Source organism: Thioalkalivibrio sp., assembly GCF_007692535.1.
Lineage (GTDB): Bacteria > Pseudomonadota > Gammaproteobacteria > Ectothiorhodospirales > Ectothiorhodospiraceae > Thioalkalivibrio.
This window is the reverse complement of record NZ_REBW01000067.1, coordinates 1-18,440: the sequence shown is the minus strand read 5'-3', so window position 1 is coordinate 18,440 and position 18,440 is coordinate 1. Positions and strand designations below refer to the sequence as shown.

15 protein-coding genes are annotated in these 18,440 nt (G+C 65.3%); 7 read left to right on the top strand and 8 right to left on the bottom strand.

Going from position 1 to position 18,440, the window contains the following annotated elements; genetic code table 11:
• Positions 1 to 180: 180 nt before the first annotated feature.
• On the bottom strand, positions 181 to 1,635 hold the full coding sequence (locus EA346_RS02240) for an AAA family ATPase (RefSeq protein WP_296755108.1): 1,455 nt from the start codon (positions 1,633 to 1,635) through the stop codon (positions 181 to 183).
• A 340-nt stretch (positions 1,636 to 1,975) separates the two neighbouring features.
• Between EA346_RS02240 and EA346_RS02235 the strand changes: the two genes are divergently transcribed.
• The 5 genes from EA346_RS02235 (at position 1,976) to EA346_RS02215 (ending at position 9,029) form a co-directional block, all read left to right on the top strand.
• Positions 1,976 to 4,012, top strand: a complete 2,037-nt coding sequence (locus tag EA346_RS02235; protein ID WP_296755106.1) for an HDOD domain-containing protein — start codon at positions 1,976 to 1,978, stop codon at positions 4,010 to 4,012.
• Positions 4,009 to 6,162, top strand: a complete 2,154-nt coding sequence (locus EA346_RS02230) for an EAL domain-containing protein (RefSeq protein WP_296755103.1) — start codon at positions 4,009 to 4,011, stop codon at positions 6,160 to 6,162. The genes EA346_RS02235 and EA346_RS02230 overlap by 4 nt, the downstream gene beginning before the upstream one ends.
• A 90-nt stretch (positions 6,163 to 6,252) precedes the next feature.
• Positions 6,253 to 7,242: an RluA family pseudouridine synthase gene (locus EA346_RS02225; protein ID WP_296755101.1), complete on the top strand. Its 990-nt coding sequence runs from the start codon at positions 6,253 to 6,255 to the stop codon at positions 7,240 to 7,242.
• A complete protein-coding gene (locus EA346_RS02220) occupies positions 7,239 to 7,922 on the top strand; it encodes an HAD-IIIA family hydrolase (RefSeq protein ID WP_296755098.1) in 684 nt (227 codons plus the stop codon). Before EA346_RS02225 ends, EA346_RS02220 begins: the two co-directional genes overlap by 4 nt.
• A 126-nt stretch (positions 7,923 to 8,048) precedes the next feature.
• Positions 8,049 to 9,029, top strand: a complete 981-nt coding sequence (locus tag EA346_RS02215; RefSeq protein ID WP_296755096.1) for a S49 family peptidase — start codon at positions 8,049 to 8,051, stop codon at positions 9,027 to 9,029.
• Positions 9,030 to 9,044: 15 nt separating this feature from the next.
• Here the strand turns inward: EA346_RS02215 and EA346_RS02210 are convergent, their stop codons facing one another.
• From EA346_RS02210 to EA346_RS02185, 6 genes are all read right to left on the bottom strand, one after another.
• Positions 9,045 to 9,722: a CsiV family protein gene (locus tag EA346_RS02210; RefSeq protein ID WP_296755093.1), complete on the bottom strand. Its 678-nt coding sequence runs from the start codon at positions 9,720 to 9,722 to the stop codon at positions 9,045 to 9,047.
• Positions 9,723 to 9,733: 11 nt separating this feature from the next.
• Positions 9,734 to 13,204, bottom strand: coding sequence for a transcription-repair coupling factor (gene mfd, locus EA346_RS02205; protein WP_296755090.1), 3,471 nt, complete (start codon positions 13,202 to 13,204; stop codon positions 9,734 to 9,736).
• Positions 13,205 to 13,372: 168 nt separating this feature from the next.
• On the bottom strand, positions 13,373 to 13,582 hold the full coding sequence (locus EA346_RS02200; RefSeq protein WP_296755087.1) for a DUF2892 domain-containing protein: 210 nt from the start codon (positions 13,580 to 13,582) through the stop codon (positions 13,373 to 13,375).
• A 56-nt stretch (positions 13,583 to 13,638) separates the two neighbouring features.
• Positions 13,639 to 14,514 (bottom strand): carbon-nitrogen hydrolase, encoded by an 876-nt coding sequence (locus tag EA346_RS02195; RefSeq protein ID WP_296755085.1) that lies wholly within the window; start codon positions 14,512 to 14,514, stop codon positions 13,639 to 13,641.
• Between the two features lie 29 nt (positions 14,515 to 14,543).
• Positions 14,544 to 15,593: an agmatine/peptidylarginine deiminase gene (locus tag EA346_RS02190; RefSeq protein WP_296755082.1), complete on the bottom strand. Its 1,050-nt coding sequence runs from the start codon at positions 15,591 to 15,593 to the stop codon at positions 14,544 to 14,546.
• On the bottom strand, positions 15,590 to 15,919 hold the full coding sequence (locus tag EA346_RS02185) for a hypothetical protein (RefSeq protein WP_296755081.1): 330 nt from the start codon (positions 15,917 to 15,919) through the stop codon (positions 15,590 to 15,592). The genes EA346_RS02190 and EA346_RS02185 overlap by 4 nt, the downstream gene beginning before the upstream one ends.
• A 170-nt stretch (positions 15,920 to 16,089) precedes the next feature.
• On the opposite strand from EA346_RS02185, the gene EA346_RS02180 reads away from it, so the two are divergent.
• Both EA346_RS02180 and EA346_RS02175 read left to right on the top strand, forming a co-directional pair.
• Positions 16,090 to 17,340: a lipoprotein-releasing ABC transporter permease subunit gene (locus EA346_RS02180; RefSeq protein ID WP_296755078.1), complete on the top strand. Its 1,251-nt coding sequence runs from the start codon at positions 16,090 to 16,092 to the stop codon at positions 17,338 to 17,340.
• Positions 17,333 to 18,019, top strand: coding sequence for an ATP-binding cassette domain-containing protein (locus EA346_RS02175; RefSeq protein WP_296755076.1), 687 nt, complete (start codon positions 17,333 to 17,335; stop codon positions 18,017 to 18,019). Before EA346_RS02180 ends, EA346_RS02175 begins: the two co-directional genes overlap by 8 nt.
• A 46-nt stretch (positions 18,020 to 18,065) precedes the next feature.
• Here EA346_RS02175 and EA346_RS02170 read toward each other — a convergent pair whose 3' ends face one another.
• Positions 18,066 to 18,212: a hypothetical protein gene (locus EA346_RS02170; RefSeq protein ID WP_296755074.1), complete on the bottom strand. Its 147-nt coding sequence runs from the start codon at positions 18,210 to 18,212 to the stop codon at positions 18,066 to 18,068.
• Positions 18,213 to 18,440 lie beyond the last annotated feature (228 nt).

The window sequence follows — 18,440 nt, the reverse complement described above, 5'->3', positions numbered from 1 at the left end:
GCGCCGGTGAAAGACAGGACTGGGTTGTCAGAATAGGTATCACAGATCGCTTTCGGCGAGGGTTGGCCAGCCATATCGGCCATGCCAACAGGTAATCCAGTGGGGCAGTCGCGGCTAGTGAACGCGACGACCCGCGGCACAATCTAGGGCAAAAGCCGCTGACTGGCAAGCGAAAACGGGTCAGGTGTCGGTGGATCCGAAGCGTCGGAGCCATTCCGAGAGGGGCTCGTCGTCAGGCGCACTACGGCGCAGCAGGTCGATGATGTCCTGTTGTGGCCCGAAGCGCCTCTCATCAATGGTGTGGGCCCGCGTCGTGACGGCCGTCCTTCGCGTTTCACGGGTCGCGCTCGCGGCCGCGGTTCGTCCGCCGCGTCCTGGCAGGCCCTCGATCGATGCCGGGGTGTGGGCGCGGGTCGATGCCGTCCGCGGCACTGCCGGCAGCGCAGGTGCTACCAGCCCGACCGGCTCGGGTTCCTGCGCGGGAGATGCCGCGCCGCCAAGCAGATCCCGCAGTTCCCGGACCGTGACGTCATGGCTCGAGTCTTCCAGCAGTCGCCCGATCGCCCGTACCAGGTCGATGGCCGGTTCGCCGCGCCGATCCCAGTAGTCTGTCGCAAGCGCGTCGATCCAGGACCGGATGCGCTGGGGTTCAGCGGAGTCATCCAGCAGGGCCGCCGCGCGCGCGCGCAGAGCCTCCAGTTCGGTCTCCACATCCAGCACCGCGGAGTCCGGATGCGTCTCTGTATCGGCCCTCGCCCCCGGGGTCGCGCCTCGCCCTTTTGGCTTCGGGCGCGAGGGCAGCAGGCGAAGGCGCCGCATCCAGGGATCGACCGCCGGCGGCCTGGGCGCAAGACGCGAGAACGACTGCTCCAGGGCATCGGCAAGCCGCATGAAGGTCCGCGCAGACGGATCACTTTCAGGAAAAAGGGCCACCGGGCGCTGCAACATTGCGGCCGCGCTGAGACTCTCGTCCCGTTGCACGAAGCCCATCAGCCGCAGGGGTGCTGCGCTCTGTTCCTGCACGAGGCTACTGAAGCGATTGAAGACTTCCCAGGCTTCGTTCTGGCTGGAGACGCGGTTCACGACAACGTAATACGAAGCGCGACGTTCCCGTTCCAGTGCCTGCACCAGTTCATTGGTATCGGACAGGGACCCGGCTTCGGGAGTGAGCACCAGGAGCACCATGTCCGAGGCCGCAACAAATGCGGGTTGGGTTCCTCCGCTCGCGGCGACATCGAGCAGGATGCAGTCGAACTGCTCCTCGAGTCCTGCCATCTGATCCGCGAGGTGTCTTTCCTGTGCCGGGGAGAAGGGTCCGTGTCGGGCCAGGCTTGTGGCGCAGGGAACCAGTCGCAGGCCGTGCTGGGCCTCGAGCATGATGTCGGGCAGGGTCCTGGAGTCGGTCAGGAGGTGCTCCAGCCTGTACTCCGGCTGCAGGCCCAGCAGGAAAAGGGCGTTGCCAGGGCCTGGGTCGAAGTCCCAAAGGCACACGCGAGTCCCCGCCTTGGCCAGGGTCAAAGCCAGGTTGACCACGATGCTCGACTTGCCGACGCCATCCTTGCCGCTGACAACGGCTAGCACGGGCGGGGACGCTGAGCCCGTGTGGGCTTGGGATCGTGTTTCGGAAAGTGACATGGAGCCTCCTCCGATGCCCAGGGCCAGAAACGTAAAAGGGGAGACATAGAGATGCGCCGGGCTTGCCCTTCCACCGTTTAAGGATAGCAGAAAACCGCTGCACGATTTCACACTTGACAACGTCCGCGCCCGGCGCTCTCTTGATGATCAGGGCGCGCAAAAACACCCGTTTTTCCCCAGAGGGACCAGGCCGGGTCGCAAAGTCTTCAATGATGCTAGCGTATATACTTGGGCCCGGTGGGCGCTTCGCAGAATGTGCTTGTTTCGAGCATTCAGGGAAGGTCGTGTGGCTGGGATCCGGCATCCCGTCGGCCAATTCAAACCAAAGACGTGGAACCAGATGGCTGCTGAAGACAGGCCTTTCGATCAACTGGTGACGCTGCCGCAGATTCTCGCGGGCATCCTGGACGGCATTCACCGGGAAGGTCTCGACGCGCGCGCGATTGCCGACGTGGTGGGAAGGGATCCGGCCACCGCGGCGCGCGTGCTCGATGCAGCCCACGGGGCGGGGAGCCCCGCAGGGCCTCCCGCCTGCCCAACGCTGGAAGACGCCGTGGCGAGCCTGGGCATCGAGGCGGTTCGTACCCTGGTGGTGACTGCCGCCTTCCGGCAGTTCCTCGAGCCCATCGATCCATCAGAATATCGTGCGTCGCAAGACGCCTGGTGGCGGTCCATGGCCACGGCGCAGCTCGCGTACGTTGTCGCCACCCTGACGCGCTTTCGGGACCCGGACCAGGCCATGCTCTGCGGGCTTCTCCTCGACGCGGGCCGCTTCCACTCCACCGCCCGCAAACGGACACCGCAGGATGCCGTGCATACGGGAGGGGACACAGCGGAATTCGAGATCGGCGCGGCTTGGGTGGAGACCTGGTGCGCCGACCCGTTCATGGCCGATGCCGTCCGCTACCAGGATGCCGCCATAGAGGCGGTGCGGGATGCCCACCAATTGGTGAAGGTCGTCCGGCTGGCGCGCCTGCTGGCCCAGGCGCCCGAGCCCTCTGCGCGAACCCTCGAAGCCGCCGAGATCCTCTTCGGGCTGGAGGAGGGCCTGACCCGCGAATTGAGTCACCGGGTCAATGCGGACATCGATCACATTGCGCGCTCTTTTGGTGTGGGCGGCATGGAACGCGAAGTAGCGGAGACCATGCAACGGGCTCAGGGCGAATTGGGGCGACGCCTGGGACGGATGATTCATCTCACCCAGGTCAGGGCCGAACTTGCACGTGCCGATTCTGCATCCGCGTTGTATCAGGCAGTGCGCGGTGCGGCGCGCCTGCTCCTGGATAGCAAACGCAACGTGTTGTTCCTGGTGGATGCAGACCGTGAGAGCGCGAGCGCGTGGCTCGACGATGGAGAACACCCGGCCTTCGTGTTGCCATTGGTGCCGGGACGCAGCCTGGTCGCGGATGCCGCGCTCACGCGGGAGCCACAGCGTGGCGAGGGCATCTCGGTGGTGGATCGGCAGATTGCCGGACTGCTCGGGGCGCCGGCGTTATGGTGCCTGCCTCTGGCAGCTGACGCGCGTGAAGGCCACGATTGCATGGGAATCCTCGCACTTGGAATCCCGGATGCCAGCGCGGATGCGAGCCCCCGCCTCGAGGATCTCGCGCGCCTGTTCGCGGAAGAGGCGGGGAAGGCGCTGGCGGCAGGGGCCCGCGCGGCACACGATCAAGATCCCGACAGCGATACCGATACCATGTTGGAACAGGTATTGGTCGATGTGTCCACGCCGCTCACCGTGATCGGCAGCCAGGTTGAGATGTTGCGCGTCAGGTTGGCCGACGATGCCTCGGCTCAGCGCGATCTGGCCTTGATCCGCGATGAGACGGCCCGCGTCGGCGAAATTCTCGCGCGGCTGCGGCCACGCTCGCGGAAGATGTCCCTGGCGGACGTCTCCACCTTGAATGATGCGATCGAACAGGTCGCAGAAACGCTCGCGGCGTCCCATCTCGAGTCCAGGGGCATCCGCCTGACGATGGACCTGGATCCGGCCGGGCCACGGCTGGAAATGGGTTCCGAAATGCTGCGGCAGATCCTCGGGCAACTGCTGCGGAACATGAGCGAAGCGCTGGAGGCGGGTGGCGGGATCCGGGTTGCCACCCGCGGGGATGTCAACGTGAACGGCCGCGCTTATGTACAGTTGGAGATCTCGGATGATGGGTTGGGATTGACGCGCGAGGCCAGAGAGAGGCTGTTCGCGTTCGTTGCGGCCCGGGGGGAGAAGCGGCACCGGCGCGAGGGCCTGGCGACGGTGCAGGATCTGATGGACGAGAAGGGGGGTATTATCGTGAGTTCGAGTGACCGCATGGGGACCCGTATCCAGTTGCTCTTTCCCAAGAGTCGAATCCGAGCAGCGCCCCAACGGGGCCCGGCATGATCGGGATTGCTGAAGACCTGACGCACGAGGCGGATGTCCGGATCCTGCTATCAGACGATGACCCGCGGCTTCTGCAGAGTCTGCGTGACCTGTTGAAGATGCACGATTACCAGGTGGACGTCGCCTTGGGCGGCGTCAAGGCGCTGCAGATGCTCCAACAGGGACACTACGATCTGTTGCTCCTGGATCTGAGCATGCCCGAGGTCGACGGGCACGAAGTGATGCGCGTGATGAATGAGAAGGACATCGCGACCATGACCATCGTCATCAGCGGCAACACGAGCATCGACGGCATTGCCACGGCCTTGCGCGCGGGCGCCTACGATTATCTGAAAAAGCCCTACATGCCCGAGGAACTGCTGGCCACGGTCAACAATGCGGTGCGCCGGAAACGCCTGGAGGACAGCCACAAGGTGATCCAGGTGCGGCTGAACCGCTCGGAACGCCTGCACCGCCTGATCGTGAACCACTCCCCTGATATCGTCTACATCCTTGATCATCTCGGGCGCTTCAGCTTTCTCAATGCCACCGTGACCAAGCTGCTTGGCTATAGCCCGGACGAACTGCTGGGTATCTCCCTGCTCGACATCATGGAGGAGGACCAGCAGGAAAAAGGGCGTTATTTCCTGGAGCAGGCGCGCCAACCCTACGACGAGGTCCGGTCCCTGGAGGTCGCCTTGAGGCCCAAGGTCCCCGGACGCTCGCGGCGCCACTTTGAACTCATCATCTGGCCGATGCAGGACGACGAGCAGCCACTCCAGGATGGCAACCAGTATCGGACCTACGGAACCGCGCGCGACATCACGGAGCGGATGGAGGCGGAGGCCTTCATCAGTTTTCAGGCCTACCACGATCTGCTCACACGACTTCCGAACCGGGCACTGTTCAAGGACCGCCTGGGCATTGCCCTGACCCAGGCCGCCCGCGAGGGCCATCAACTCGCAGTGATGTTCATTGATCTCGACCGGTTCAAGGTGATCAACGACTCGCTCGGACACACCATCGGCGATCGCCTGCTGCAGGCCGTCAGCCAGCGCTTGCAGGCCTGTGTGCGCAAGGGCGATACACTCTCCCGCTTCGGCGGGGACGAGTTCACCCTGCTGCTTCCGGAGGTCCGCGACTGGGAATCCGCCGCACAGGTGGCGGACAAGATCCTCGCGAGCATTCGCGCGCCGTTCCGTCTGGACGGTCACGAGGTTTTCATCGGAGCCAGCATCGGCATCGCGATGTTCCCTGCCGCCGGCGCCAACATGGATGCACTGATCAAGAACGCAGACATTGCGATGTACCGGGTGAAGAACACCGGGCGCGATGGCTTCCAGTTGTTCACGCCGGACATGGCGGGTTCCACCCGACGGCTGCAGCTGGAACAGGAGATGCACCGGGGGCTCGCACACCAGGAGTTCGACGTGGTGTATCAGGCGCAGGTCCATGCCGCACGAGGGGAGGTCGTTGGCGTCGAGGCGCTGATACGCTGGAACCATCCGACACTAGGTCGTCTGGAACCTTCCGAATTCATCTCCATTGCCGAGGAAAGCCGCTTGATCGTGGAACTGGATCGGTCCACCTTGCGGCGTGCAGCCCGGGACGTGAGCCGGTACCGCCAGCGCTCCGGCAAGGAGTTGCGCCTTTCGGTCAACATGTCGCCCATCCTTGTAACGCGCGAGGATTTCGTCCAGACGTTGCTGGAAACCCTCCAACAGGAATCGTTTCCGCCGCGGTTGCTCGAAATCGAGATTACCGAGAATCTCCTGCTCAGTGATCGCCAGGACGTGATCGACAAGCTGCACAGGCTGAGCGAAGCCGGCATCCGCATCGCCATCGATGACTTTGGTACGGGTTATTCTTCACTGAGCTACCTCCAGAAACTCCCCATCAACACCCTGAAGATCGACCGCAGCTTCACCCACCGGTTGAAGAGCTGCGAAGAGGGGTCGTGCATCGTTAACGCGATCATCGCCATGGCGTTGGGCCTGAAGATGGACATCGTGGTCGAGGGAGTGGAGACAGAGTCGCAGCTCGATTACCTGAAGACGCTTGGCTGTACGGTCATGCAGGGGTTTTTATACGGTGAACCCGACGCCCTGGAGGCGGCCTGCAACCGGGCGCAGGAGGTCCGCAACTGGGCCGCCAGCGTATCCGGTCTTTAACGCAGGCCGACGCATCATCAGTCTGAAGATCTGGGCCGGCACCCTGCCACCCGGCTTCTCCGGTGCCCGCGAATCGGCTAGCATCCCTGGATGAATCAGGATCAGGGTCCGCAGCTGCTGACCGTACCCGCGTCAGCGCAGGGCCAGCGTCTGGACAATTTTCTGTTGCGGCACCTCAAGGGCGTTCCGCGAAGCCTCGTCTATCGGCTGGTGCGCAAGGGTGCCATTCGTGTCAATGGCCGTCGCGCAAAAGTCGAGAATCGGATTTCGGGTGGCGACGAGGTGCGCGTACCGGCCCTGGACCGCCCGGGTGAGGCCACGGGGGCCGGGGCCCGCACGATCCACGTGCCCGAGGGCATGCTGCGCACCCTGCGCCAGTCCGTGATTCACGACGATGAGGACTACCTTGTGTTGGACAAGCCGGCCGGCGTGGCAGTACACGGCGGAAGCGGCCTGGCCTACGGCCTCATCGAGGCCATGCGCCTGCTGTATCCCGCTACCGCGCTGGAGCTGGGCCACCGCCTGGACCGCGAAACCAGCGGCTGCCTGGTCCTGACCAAGAGCCGTCGCGGTCTGACCGCGTTTCACGATGCGCTGCGTAGCGGGAACGTGAGCAAGCGTTACCTGGCCCTCGTTGCCGGGCGATGGGAGGGTCCGGCACGGCGCTGCGACCTTCCGATTTCCCAGGAGCGCGACGAGACCGGCCGGCGGCAGATACGTGCGCTCGAGGGCCTTGCGATCGAGGGCTCGCAGGGGGAATCGGCCCGCAGGGCGACCAGCCTGTTTGCCCCGATCGAGTGTTTTCCGGCCTTCACGCTGATGGATGTCGACATCGGGACCGGCCGGACGCATCAGATTCGTGTCCATGGAAGGGCATTGGGTCACCCGGTGGCCGGGGACCACGAGTACGGGGATCCAGCAGCGAACCGGCTTGCGCGGGGGTTGGGCCTGAAGCGCATGTTTCTGCATGCCCAGGCGATCCGTTTTCCCGATTGGCAGGGGGACCAACTGCTGTTCTCCGCCCCCCTGCCGGCAGATCTCGAACAGGTCCTGCAGGCACTTTCGGACCAGGCGCCATGATTCCCCGCAGCGATCGCGACGCCCTGGCCCTCGTGGTATTCGACTGGGACGGGACGTTGATGGACTCGATCGGACGAATCGTCCGCTGCCTGCATCTCGCGATCGCCGAGATCGGCGCGGAGCCGCGTAGCGATGCCCAGCTGCGCGACATCATCGGCCTGGGCGTGCGCCAGGCGACCCAGGCCCTGTATCCGGGAGCCGACGACGCCTTCATGCAGACGCTCAGCGATGCCTACCGGCTCTATTACCTGGAGCGTGACATCACGCCGACACCGCTCTACCCGGACGCCGAAGCGATGCTGGCCACACTGACCGAGCGGGGCTATCTGCTGGCGATCGCGACGGGTAAATCGCGCAGGGGCCTGGACGAGGCGCTGACCAGTACCGGCCTCTCGCACTTTTTTGACGCTACGGCGACCAGTGACGAACATCCGTCGAAGCCCAACCCTGCCATGCTCACCCATGTGATCGAGCGGCTGGGGGTCGACCCTATGGATGCGATCATGGTGGGGGACAGCGCGTACGATCTCCAGATGGCAAACAACGTGCGGGTCTCGGGGGTCGGGATCACCCACGGGGCCCACGATGCGGGGCGTCTGCGCCGCTGCGGCCCCGCGGCCTTGATCGACCGACTCACGGAGTTGCCGCCGCTGTTGGGCCAGCGCGGCCATTCCGGCTGAATTTTGGCAGCGCCCGGCTGTCTCTCACGGGGACTGGGAACGGCGTCGTCGAAAGAATGCCGGAACCGCAGGCATCAAGACCCGCCGGCGCCGCCGGCGGGTTAACGTCAACATAAGGATTCATGCATGGCTCTCTGGAACGCGCAGGAGAAAGCGCAGGACAAATCGAACTGGGAACGGGAGACCCTCGAGAAACTGGTCCTGGCCCAGGTTACCGAGCAACGCAGGACGCGACGCTGGGGCATCTTCTTCAAGCTCCTGGTGTTCATCTACCTGTTCGCGCTTCTGCTGCTGATACGCGGCCCGGATCTGGGACTCTCCGACCTGTGGGACCGAGACAAGGAGCCGACCGAACACGTGGCCGTGATCGACATCGAGGGGCTGATTGCGAGTGCCACCAGCGCGAATGCGGAGGACATCAACAAGACCCTGCGCAAGGCCTTTGAAGACGACGATACCAGGGCCGTGATGCTGCGCATCAATAGCGGTGGCGGCAGCCCGGTCCAGGCGGGCATGATTCACGACGAGATCCGTCGCCTGCGCTCGCAGCACGAGGACATTCCCGTGTACGCGGTCATCTCCGATGTCGGTGCCTCGGGCGCCTACTACATCGCCGTGGCGGCGGACGAGATCTACGCGGACAAGGGCAGTATCGTCGGCTCCATCGGCGTCCGGCTGGACAGCTTTGGTCTCGTTGGTCTGATGGAGAGGTGGGGGATCGAACGGCGTCTGTTCACGGCCGGGGAGAAGAAGGGTTTCCTGGATCCGTTCCTTCCTCTGCAGGATGAAGAGGTCGATCACGTCAAGGGCGTGATCGACCAGATCCACGATCAGTTCATCAACGTGGTGCGCGAGGGTCGTGGAGACCGGCTGCAGGACAACGGCGAATTGTTCAGCGGTCTGGTCTGGACCGGTATCGATTCCGTGGAATTGGGGCTGATTGACGGTCTTGGCGATGACCGTACGGTGGCGCGGGACGTGATCGGGATCGAGCGAATGGTCGTCTTCGAACCCAAGCGCACCGCCCTGCAGCTACTGCTCGACGATCTCGGGGTCGCGATCGGCAACCGCATTCTGAACTGGGAGACCTCTCCGCAGTGGCGTTAACGGGCCATGCAGGAGTCAGTCGCCGAGGCGCGTGACGCGGGCGATGATACCGATGGCGGGATTGTCCAGATAGAACAGGTCGTCACCGGAGTTCATGCGCTGGCTGCCCCGCACGGGTACCCCGGCCAGCACGTCCGGGTCGCTTCCCACCGCGTGCGGTACGTGGTAAACGAGATCGGTTTCGAGATGCAGGAAGCGCCCGACCCAGACGCGTAGTCGCCCCTCGAGTTCGTAGCGTTCCTGTTGCGGGCTGAGCGTCCGCAGGCCGCCTGCGGACGCATCTCCTTGCTCCTCGCCCTGCTCCTCGCGCAGCCCGAGATACCGGCCTTCCTGGATGCGTATCCACGAGGTGGAGTAATAATCGCGTCCTCTCTGATCCCAGGCCAGGCGCGCGAGCACGCGGCCCTGCCCGGAGCGTTCCACCCGGTCGGCGACCCGCTGCAGTTCAAATCCCCTGCGCGAGGGCCGGATGGGTCCTTCGCCGATGCCGAAACCCGACAGGTTGACCTCCATGGGGCGGGCGGCGCCATCCATGAAACTCCGGCTTTCCGGACCCAGGTGCTCGAAGATCACCAACTCGATCCGGTACTGCCGTCCGACCTGGGCGACCAGTGGCGCTGGTAGCGTCAGCAGCAAAGGCAGCGTAGCCAGACGGGTCAGGAAGCGTCTACGACGGAGGTGAGTCATGGGCATCGGATCCTTGTTCAGGCGGCCTTGCGCTCCAGCGCAAGGTGGTTCAGCAGGCGTTCCACGAGGGACACGCGTGCCTGCAGTGTCTTGCAATCGGCGAAGAAGCGGAAGGCCTTGTCACCATCCAGCTTATAGGCCTTCGGGTCGGATTGGACCAGGCGAATCAGGGCGCCGACGTCGATGTTGGGTTCCGGTCCGAACAGGAACCGTCCTCCGGCAGGGCCGATCTCCAGCTTGCGGATCCCCAACGGCAGCAGTTGCAGACGCAGACGCGTGGCCGCCATCAGCGCGCGCGCCGGTTCCGGCAGCAATCCGAAGCGATCGATCAGTTCGACCTCCAGATCGCGCAGCGCGGCCGTATGCGGAGCGCTGGCGAGGCGCTTGTACAGGATCAGGCGTGTGTGCACGTCCGGAACGTAGTCCTCGGGAAGCAGGGCCGGGAGGCCAAGTTCGACCTCGGTCGCCGCTGCGCCGGTGAAGTCGATTTCCGGCAGGTGCCCGGAACGCAAAGCATTCACCGCCCGATTCAGCAGGTCGTTGTAGAGCGCGAATCCGACTTCGGTGATCTGTCCGCTCTGTTCCGCCCCGAGCAGTTCGCCGGCACCGCGGATCTCGAGATCGTGGCTGGCCAGCGTGAATCCCACACCCAGATCCTCGAGCGCGGCGATGGCCTCGAGGCGCTTGCGCGCGTCCGCGGTCATCGCCTTGGGCGGCGGGGTCAGCAGATAGGCGTAGGCTCGGTGGTGCGAACGGCCCACGCGGCCGCGCAGCTGGTGCATCTGGGCCAGCCCCAGCTTGTCCGCGCGGTTCATGATGATGGTGTTGGCGGTCGGGACGTCGATGCCGGTCTCGATGATCGTGGTGCAGACCAGAACATTGAAACGCCGGTGGTAAAAATCCAGCATCACCTGTTCCAGATCGCGCTCGCGCATCTGGCCGTGGGCGATGCCGATCCGCGCGCCGGGCAGAAGGTCCTGCAGCCTTTCCGCCGTCCGGCCGATGGTGTCGACCTCGTTGTGCAGGAAATAGACCTGGCCACCCCGGCGGATCTCCCGCAGGCAGGCCTCCTGGATGATCGCGTCGTTCCACTCGTTGACGAAGGTCTTGATGGCCAGCCGGGCGCGCGGCGGCGTTGCGATGATCGACAGGTCGCGGAGCCCTGCCAGTGCCATGTTCAGCGTGCGCGGGATGGGAGTCGCGGTCAGGGTGAGCATGTCGACCTCGGCCCGGAGCTTCTTCAGCGACTCCTTGTGGCGCACGCCAAAGCGCTGTTCCTCGTCGACGATCACCAGTCCGAGATTGTGGAACGCCAGGCCGCTCTGCAGCAGCTTGTGCGTGCCGATCACGATATCCACCTTGCCATCCGCCATTCCCTGCAGCACCGATGCCTGGTCCTTCGCGCTGCGGAAACGGGACAGCGACTCGACGCGTACCGGCCAGTCCGCGAAGCGGTCGGAGAAATTCTGATGGTGCTGCTGGGCCAGCAGGGTGGTGGGCACCAGCACCACCACCTGCCGGTGGTTCTGTACCGCGACGAAGGCGGCGCGCATGGCGACCTCGGTCTTGCCGAAGCCGACGTCGCCGCAGACCACCCGGTCCATCGGCTGGCTGGCGGACATGTCGGCGAGCACGGCGTCGATTGCCTGCGCCTGGTCCGCGGTCTCCTCGAACGGGAAGGCGGCGGCAAATGCGTGATACTCGGGGGTCTCGACGGCAAAGGCCGTCCCCTCGCGTGCGGCGCGTCGAGCGTAGATCTCGAGCAGTTCGGCGGCCACGTCGCGCGCCTTCTCCGCCGCCTTGCGCCGCGCACGGGACCACTGTTCGCTGCCGAGGCGGTGCAGTGGCGCGTGCTCACTGTCGGCGCCGGTGTAGCGGCTGATCAGGTGCAGCGAAGACACTGGCACGTAGAGCTTGGCGCCATCGGCGTATTCCAGTGCCAGGAATTCGCCGGGCTGGCCGCCGATGTCCAGCGTCTGCAGACCCAGGTAACGTCCGACACCGTTCTCTTCGTGCACCACCGGGGCGCCGATGTGCAGATCGTTGAGATTCTGGATGATGGCATCGGCATCGCGGGTGGGCTTAGCCCGTCGCCGCGACTGCATGGCGCGCTCGCCGAACAGGGCCGCCTCGGGCACCACGGCAAGGCTGCCCGGAAGCAGGAAGCCCTCGGACAGCGTCGCCACGGTAAGCATGGCCGGAGCCTCGGCTGCGCGGAACGACGCCCAGTCATCGACGGGTTCGGCCACGACATCGTGCTCGCGCAGCAGCGTGAGCAGGGCCTCGCGCCGGCCCGTGGACTCCGCTGTCAGCAGGACGCGCTGTGGGTGTTCGAGAAAGGCGCGCAGCCGTTCTGCGGGTTCCGGCCGACCCTGCTGGATGCTGAGTTCGGGCAGGGGTTCCCGCTGGAACACCAGCTGGCGGCCACGACCGGGGGGCAATGGCGAGGCGGCCGGACCCAGCGCAATGCCGGAGAATCGACCGAGCGCCCCGGCCAGGGCTTCCTCATCCAGGTACAGCTCGGCCGGGGGCAGCAGCGGCCGTTCGGCCTGGTGGCCCAGCTGGTCGTACCGCGAAAGCACCTCCGCTGCAAACCGGCCGGCGGCACCGGCGATGTCGCCGAACTGCACCACGCGTGCGTCGAGGCAGTAGTCGAACAGGGTATCCAGCTGTTCGAAGAAGAGCGGCAGGTAAGACTCCACGCCAGCCGGCGCCAGCCCCTCGCTCACGTCCCGGTAGATGGGATGGCGTGCCGGATCGCCCGAGAAGCGTGCCCGGTAACGGCCGCGAAAGGCCTTGATGGCCTCCGGGTTCATCGGAAATTCATGGCTGGGCAGCACGTCCAGACGTTCGATGCGCTCGGTCGAACGCTGGGTCTCCGGGTCGAAGTGACGCAGCGAGTCGACCTCATCGTCCAGGAACTCCACCCGGACGGGCATCGCCGCGCCCATGGGAAAGACGTCCAGGATCTCCCCACGCACCGCGAACTCGCCGTGCGTCAGGACCTGGTGCACGGCCTGGTAGCCGGCGTCGGTGAGGCTGTCGCGCAGATCGAGACGGTCGAGCTTCTGCCCCACGGCCAGGGCCAGGCACTCGCTCTGGAGCCACTGCCTTGGCGGCAGGCGCTGCATCAGGGTCGCGACCGGAACCACCACGAGCCCCCGCCGGAGTCCCGGTAACCGGTGCAACGTGCGCAGGCGCTCGGAAACGATGTCCTCGTGGGGAGAGAAGACATCGAAGGGTAGGGTCTCCCAATCCGGAAGGCGCAGCACGGGGAGATCGCTGTCCGCAGCAAAGAACCGCCATTCGGCGATCCACTGGTCGGCGGCCTCGGTGCTTTCGGTGACGACCAGCAGTGGATGCTGGAAGCCCTCGGCGGCCTGTGCAAGGGCCAGGACAGCGGGAGTGAAACCCAACTCCGCCCAGGTTTCGAATCCGGAAACGGGTAGACGCCCGGGTTTCAGGGGGTCTCGGGCGGCGTCAGGCATGTGGCATTCACTGGTTTGAAGAAGGTGACGGGTATTATACGGGCAAGGTAGCGGCGCGCGGATCGAACGGCGCGGTGGCGGGACGTGCCTGTCAGTCGCGCGGCCTTCACACGGCCGTTTCAGCTACCCCGGCGACCGTCCCATCCAGGGCGGTCGCCGGGTTGTGGATCAACTGTTTTTCGCCGTCGCGCAGGAGTTCATTCCCAGCAGGCTGTAGGCGGGGCACCAGCGCATGAGGCCGGTGGCCAGGGGGATGATGCCGAGCAGACCCCACAGGGTTTGCGGCCCGATGAAGACCAGGGCCAGAAGGACGACACCGACGGCGATGCGCAGACCGCGGTCGATGGTACCGACGTTCAGGGTAGGTTTCAGATTCACTGGGGACGCTCTCCGGGTTGTAGGGAACTGCTTCGATCACCCTTGCGTCCTTCGGTTCAATCGATGAAGCGGCGCAACAGGTCAGCATAGGCATCGATGCGGCGGTCCCGAAGGAAGGGCCACTGCCGCCGAACCTGTTCGGTGCGCGCCGGGTCGATCGCCGCGGTGACGATCTGGGGGGCGTCCGTGCCCGCGCGGGCCAGGAATTCCCCCTGGGGTCCGGCGATGAAGCTGGAGCCCCAGAAGTCCGCGCCCGCCGTGGCTCCGCCGGGATCGGGCTCAAAGCCTACGCGGTTGCAGGCCAGCACCGGAAGATTGTTCGCGACGGCATGCCCGCGCTGGACGGTGATCCAGGCCTCGCGTTGCCGTGTCCGCTCGTCCGGGGTATCGCCGGGATCCCAGCCAATGGCGGTCGGGTAGATCAGGAGCTCGGCTCCGGCAAGGGCCATCAGGCGTGCCGCCTCGGGATACCACTGGTCCCAGCAGACGAGCACGCCCAGGCGCCCCACGGAGGTATCGATGGGTTGAAAGCCGAGATCACCCGGGGTGAAGTAGTACTTCTCGTAGTACCCGGGATCGTCGGGAATGTGCATCTTCCGGTAACGCCCGGCGAGCCTGCCGTCCGTTTCGAAGACCACCGCAGTGTTGTGATAGACCCCTGCAGTACGCCGCTCGAAAAGGGAACCGACCAGCACCACCCCGTGTTCCCGCGCCATCGCCCCCAGGGCTTCGGTGGAGGGCCCGGGTACCGGTTCGGCCCGGTCGAACTCCGCCGGCGTCTCCACCTGGCAGAAATACGGGCCGGTGTGCAACTCGGCAAGGACCACGAGCTCGGCCCCGGCCGCCGCAGCCTCGGACACGGCGGCCGCGGTCGCGCTGAGGTTGCTCTCGCGATCACTGGCATTGCGGTGCTGGATCAGGGCGACGTGCATCGGATCACCGTACGGGTTTTGGCCAGGCTTCAGGCGGGAAGGACGCCCAGGGGGAACTGCATGGTCAGGCAATGCAGGCTGCCGCCCTGTCCGATGAGTTCACGGCAGTCGATGCCGACCACACTGCGCCCCGGGAAGGCCGCGCCGAGGCGCTCCAGTGCCAGCTCGTCGGCAGGGTCATCGTAGACGGGTACCAGTACGGCATCGTTGATGACCAGGAAGTTCGCATGGGTCGCGGGCAGGCGCCGGCCCTCGTCGAGGATGGGTGCCGGGAGGGGCAGGGGAATGAGGGTGTACGGCGCACCCGTGGGCTGCCGGAACTGCGCGATCTGCTCAGCCATCCGCTGCAACCCATCGTACTGGGGATCGCCGCTGTGATCGCATTCCACGTACGCGATGGTCTCGCCGTCACAAAAGCGGGCGAGGGTGTCGATATGACCGTCGGTGTCATCGCCCTCGAGGTGCCCGTGGTCGACCCAGAGGAGCCGTTGCGCACCGAGATGCTGCATCAGCCGTTCCGTGATGCCATCCCGGGACAGATCCGGGTTGCGCGTGGGCGTCAGCAGGCATTGGCTGGTGGTCATGATGGTGCCGGCGCCGTCCGATTCGATACTGCCACCTTCCAGCACCAGGTCGATCTCCTCAACGGGAACCGCACCGAAGCGTCCCTGAGCGGCCAGGGTCCGGGTCAGCAGGTTGTCGTGCTCCGCCGGGAACTTTCCGCCCCAGCCATTGAAGGTAAAATCCAGCAGGAGGGGCTGGCCGTGCTCGAAGACGGTGAGGGGTCCGTGATCCCGAGCCCAGGTGTCGTCGGCCGTGGCGATGCCCAGTTGCACCCGGTCGAGGTCGGCCCCGGCCTGTGCGAGGAGAGAGAGTACGTGGACGCGGTGATCGGGATCCTGGCAGACCACCAGCAGGGATTCATGTCGCGCGATCGTTGCCCCGATTGCGGCAAAGACCGGTTCCACGGCATCCAGCCGCGACAACCAGTCCGTACCCGCGTGTGGCCAGGTGAGTTGAACCCCGCTCTGGGGCTCCCATTCCGCGGGCAGCCTGCGTACGGATGCTTCGCGGATCACCGAGGCTGGGGTGTGTGGGGGCCGTGCACCACGCTGTGCAGGACGAACGCGCCCTCGAACACCACGGAGAATCCATCGTAGTCCCAGCGCGTAATGGGTGGCTGCCGCGGCGCGCCGCCGCCAACGGTGGCGAAGCGTTCCATCGGCTGTCCGTGCCGCGCGACCACGTGGCTCTGGTGCTGTCCCCGTGTCGGCAACCCGGGCGCCGTCATCACGGAATAGCTTCCCGGCGCAATCTTCAGCACTTCGGCCTGGGCCAAGGGGGCGGCCAGCATCAGCGCCAGCGGGGCGACCAGTGTCCAGCGGGGAATCATTCTCCCGGGCATGCGCGCTCTCCTCGTCAATCGTCTTTTGGAATCATAGCACCGGGGCCGGCTTCAGAGGGAAATCGAGTGCAGGCAACCCGCATCGAACCCCGGGCGGACCGGAATGCCGGGTTCTGGCGGACGCGTACGGAATGGTAGGCGCGCCGCTTCCCCTCTGGCATGATTCCGCCATGTTCAAGCCACTCCCGATCGCCATCGGTCTGCGTTATACGCGGGCCAAACGCCGCAACCACTTCATTTCCTTCATCTCGGTCGTGTCAATGATCGGGCTGGTCCTGGGGGTCACGGCCCTGATCACCGTTCTCTCGGTCATGAACGGCTTCGAGCGGGAGTTGCGTGACCGCATTCTGGGCATGGTTTCGCATGCCACCATCCAGGCCTTCGACGGTTCCCTTCGAAACTGGCAAGAGCTCTCGCGGCAGGTCGAGACCGAGGATCCCAGAGTTCTTGCGGTTGCGCCTTATGTTTCCGGCGAGGCGATGCTCAGCGCCTTCGGCAATATCTCCGGCGCCTTGGTGCGCGGAATCGATCCGGCAGCGGAGCAGCGCGTGGGACGGATCGGGGAACACATGATCCGGGGCAGCCTCGAGGACCTCGAGGCCGGTGCCTTTCGCGCGGTCCTGGGTTACGAGCTCGCGGTGCAGCTCGGAATCCGCGTCGGCGACAGCGTCGTGCTGATGGCGCCTCAGGCCAGCGTGACCCCGGCCGGTGTGCTGCCGCGGATGCGTCGTTTCGAGGTCGCCGGGCTGTTCGAAGTGGGCATGTACGAGTTCGATCGTGGCACTGCGTTCATTCACCTCGACGATGCCCGCGCGGTATTCCAGACGGGCGAGGGCGTGACCGGACTGCGCCTGCACCTGAGTGACATGATGCAGGCGGGGGTGATCAGCCGGGACGTGGCGCGCGCGCTGGATGGAATGTTCAGGGTTTCCGACTGGACCCAGCAGCATGCCAACCTCTTCCGCGCGATCCAGATGGAAAAGGTGGTGATGTTCATCATCCTGTCGCTGATCGTTGCGGTCGCCGCATTCAACATCGTATCGACGCTGGTGATGCTGGTGACCGACAAGCAGGCGGACATCGCCATCCTGCGAACCCTCGGGCTGAAGCCCTCCGCGGTCATGCTCGTGTTCATCGTGCAGGGAGTGATCATCGGCGCGGTCGGGGTGATGCTCGGCGTGGTCGGTGGCGTCAGCCTGGCCCTGAACATCGACGTGGTGGTCCCGTTCATCGAACGCGTGACAGGAACGCAATTCCTTGCCGCCGACGTGTACTACATCGATGAACTGCCGAGTGACCTGCGCCTCCAGGACGTGCTGCGCATCAGCGGCCTGGCGTTCGTGCTGACCCTTCTGGCGACGCTCTTTCCCGCGTGGCGGGCCGCTCGAACCCGGCCGGCCGAGGCCCTGCGCTATGAGTGAGGCAGAGATCGTGCTCGAGGCCCGGGGTCTGGAGCGGCGCTTCCGCGAGGGCAGCCTCGACGTCAGCGTGCTGAGCGGGATCGATCTGCAGATCCGGCGGGGCGACCAGCTGGCGATCGTGGGCGTCTCGGGCTCGGGCAAGAGCACGCTGTTGCAGCTGTTGGGCGGACTCGACCTGCCGACCGCTGGAAACGTGACCCTGTTCGGCCAGGACTGGTCGCGGATCAGCGATGCCCGTCGCGGCACCCTGCGTAACCTGCACATCGGTTTCATCTACCAGTTCCATCATCTGCTGCCGGAATTCACCGCCCTGGAGAACGTGGCGATCCCATTGATGATCCGGGGAGAATCGACGCGCAAGTCAAAGATGGAGGCCGCCGAATGGCTGGCCCGTGTCGATCTCGCGGACCGGGGTGCGCACAAGCCCTCCGAGCTGTCGGGCGGCGAAAGACAGCGCGTCGCGATCGCGCGGGCCATGGTGACGCGTCCGGCGGTCATCCTGGCCGACGAGCCGACGGGCAATCTCGACCGCGATCGCGCGCAGCGGGTCTTCGCCTTGCTTCAGGAGATGAACCAGGCCAGTGGCAGCGCACTGGCACTGGTGACCCACGATCCGACGCTCGCCGCGCGCATGGACCGCACAGTCCGACTGGTGGATGGTCTTCTGACGACTGGCTGAGCCGTGTCAACACGCGTGGCGGCGCCCCCGAGACGCCGAGCGGCCACTAGCGGTTTTCGGGATCCGGCTTCGAACCGTAGGGGTTGTGTTGGCTCCGGATCAGGCGGCGGCGCAGGCGTGCGCGCCGGATCTTCAGACGTTCCATGACGCTGAACCACCAGAGCACGCGGACCACCAGATACCCGACAGCCACCCCTGATGATGCAAAGCCGCAAACTGTAGGTCGGGTTAGCCCAAAGGGCGTAACCCGACGGGTCTGGTACCCACCCAAGGCTAAAAATGCAGCGCCGTCCCCGGCACGAACCCCACCCATGGGCGCGAAATGGCGTCGTCCCCGGGACGTCGTCGGGTTACGCTGCGCTAACCCGACCTACTGGGCTGTGACTTTCACGTTAACTTTCATGGCCTCGGGCCACCCCCG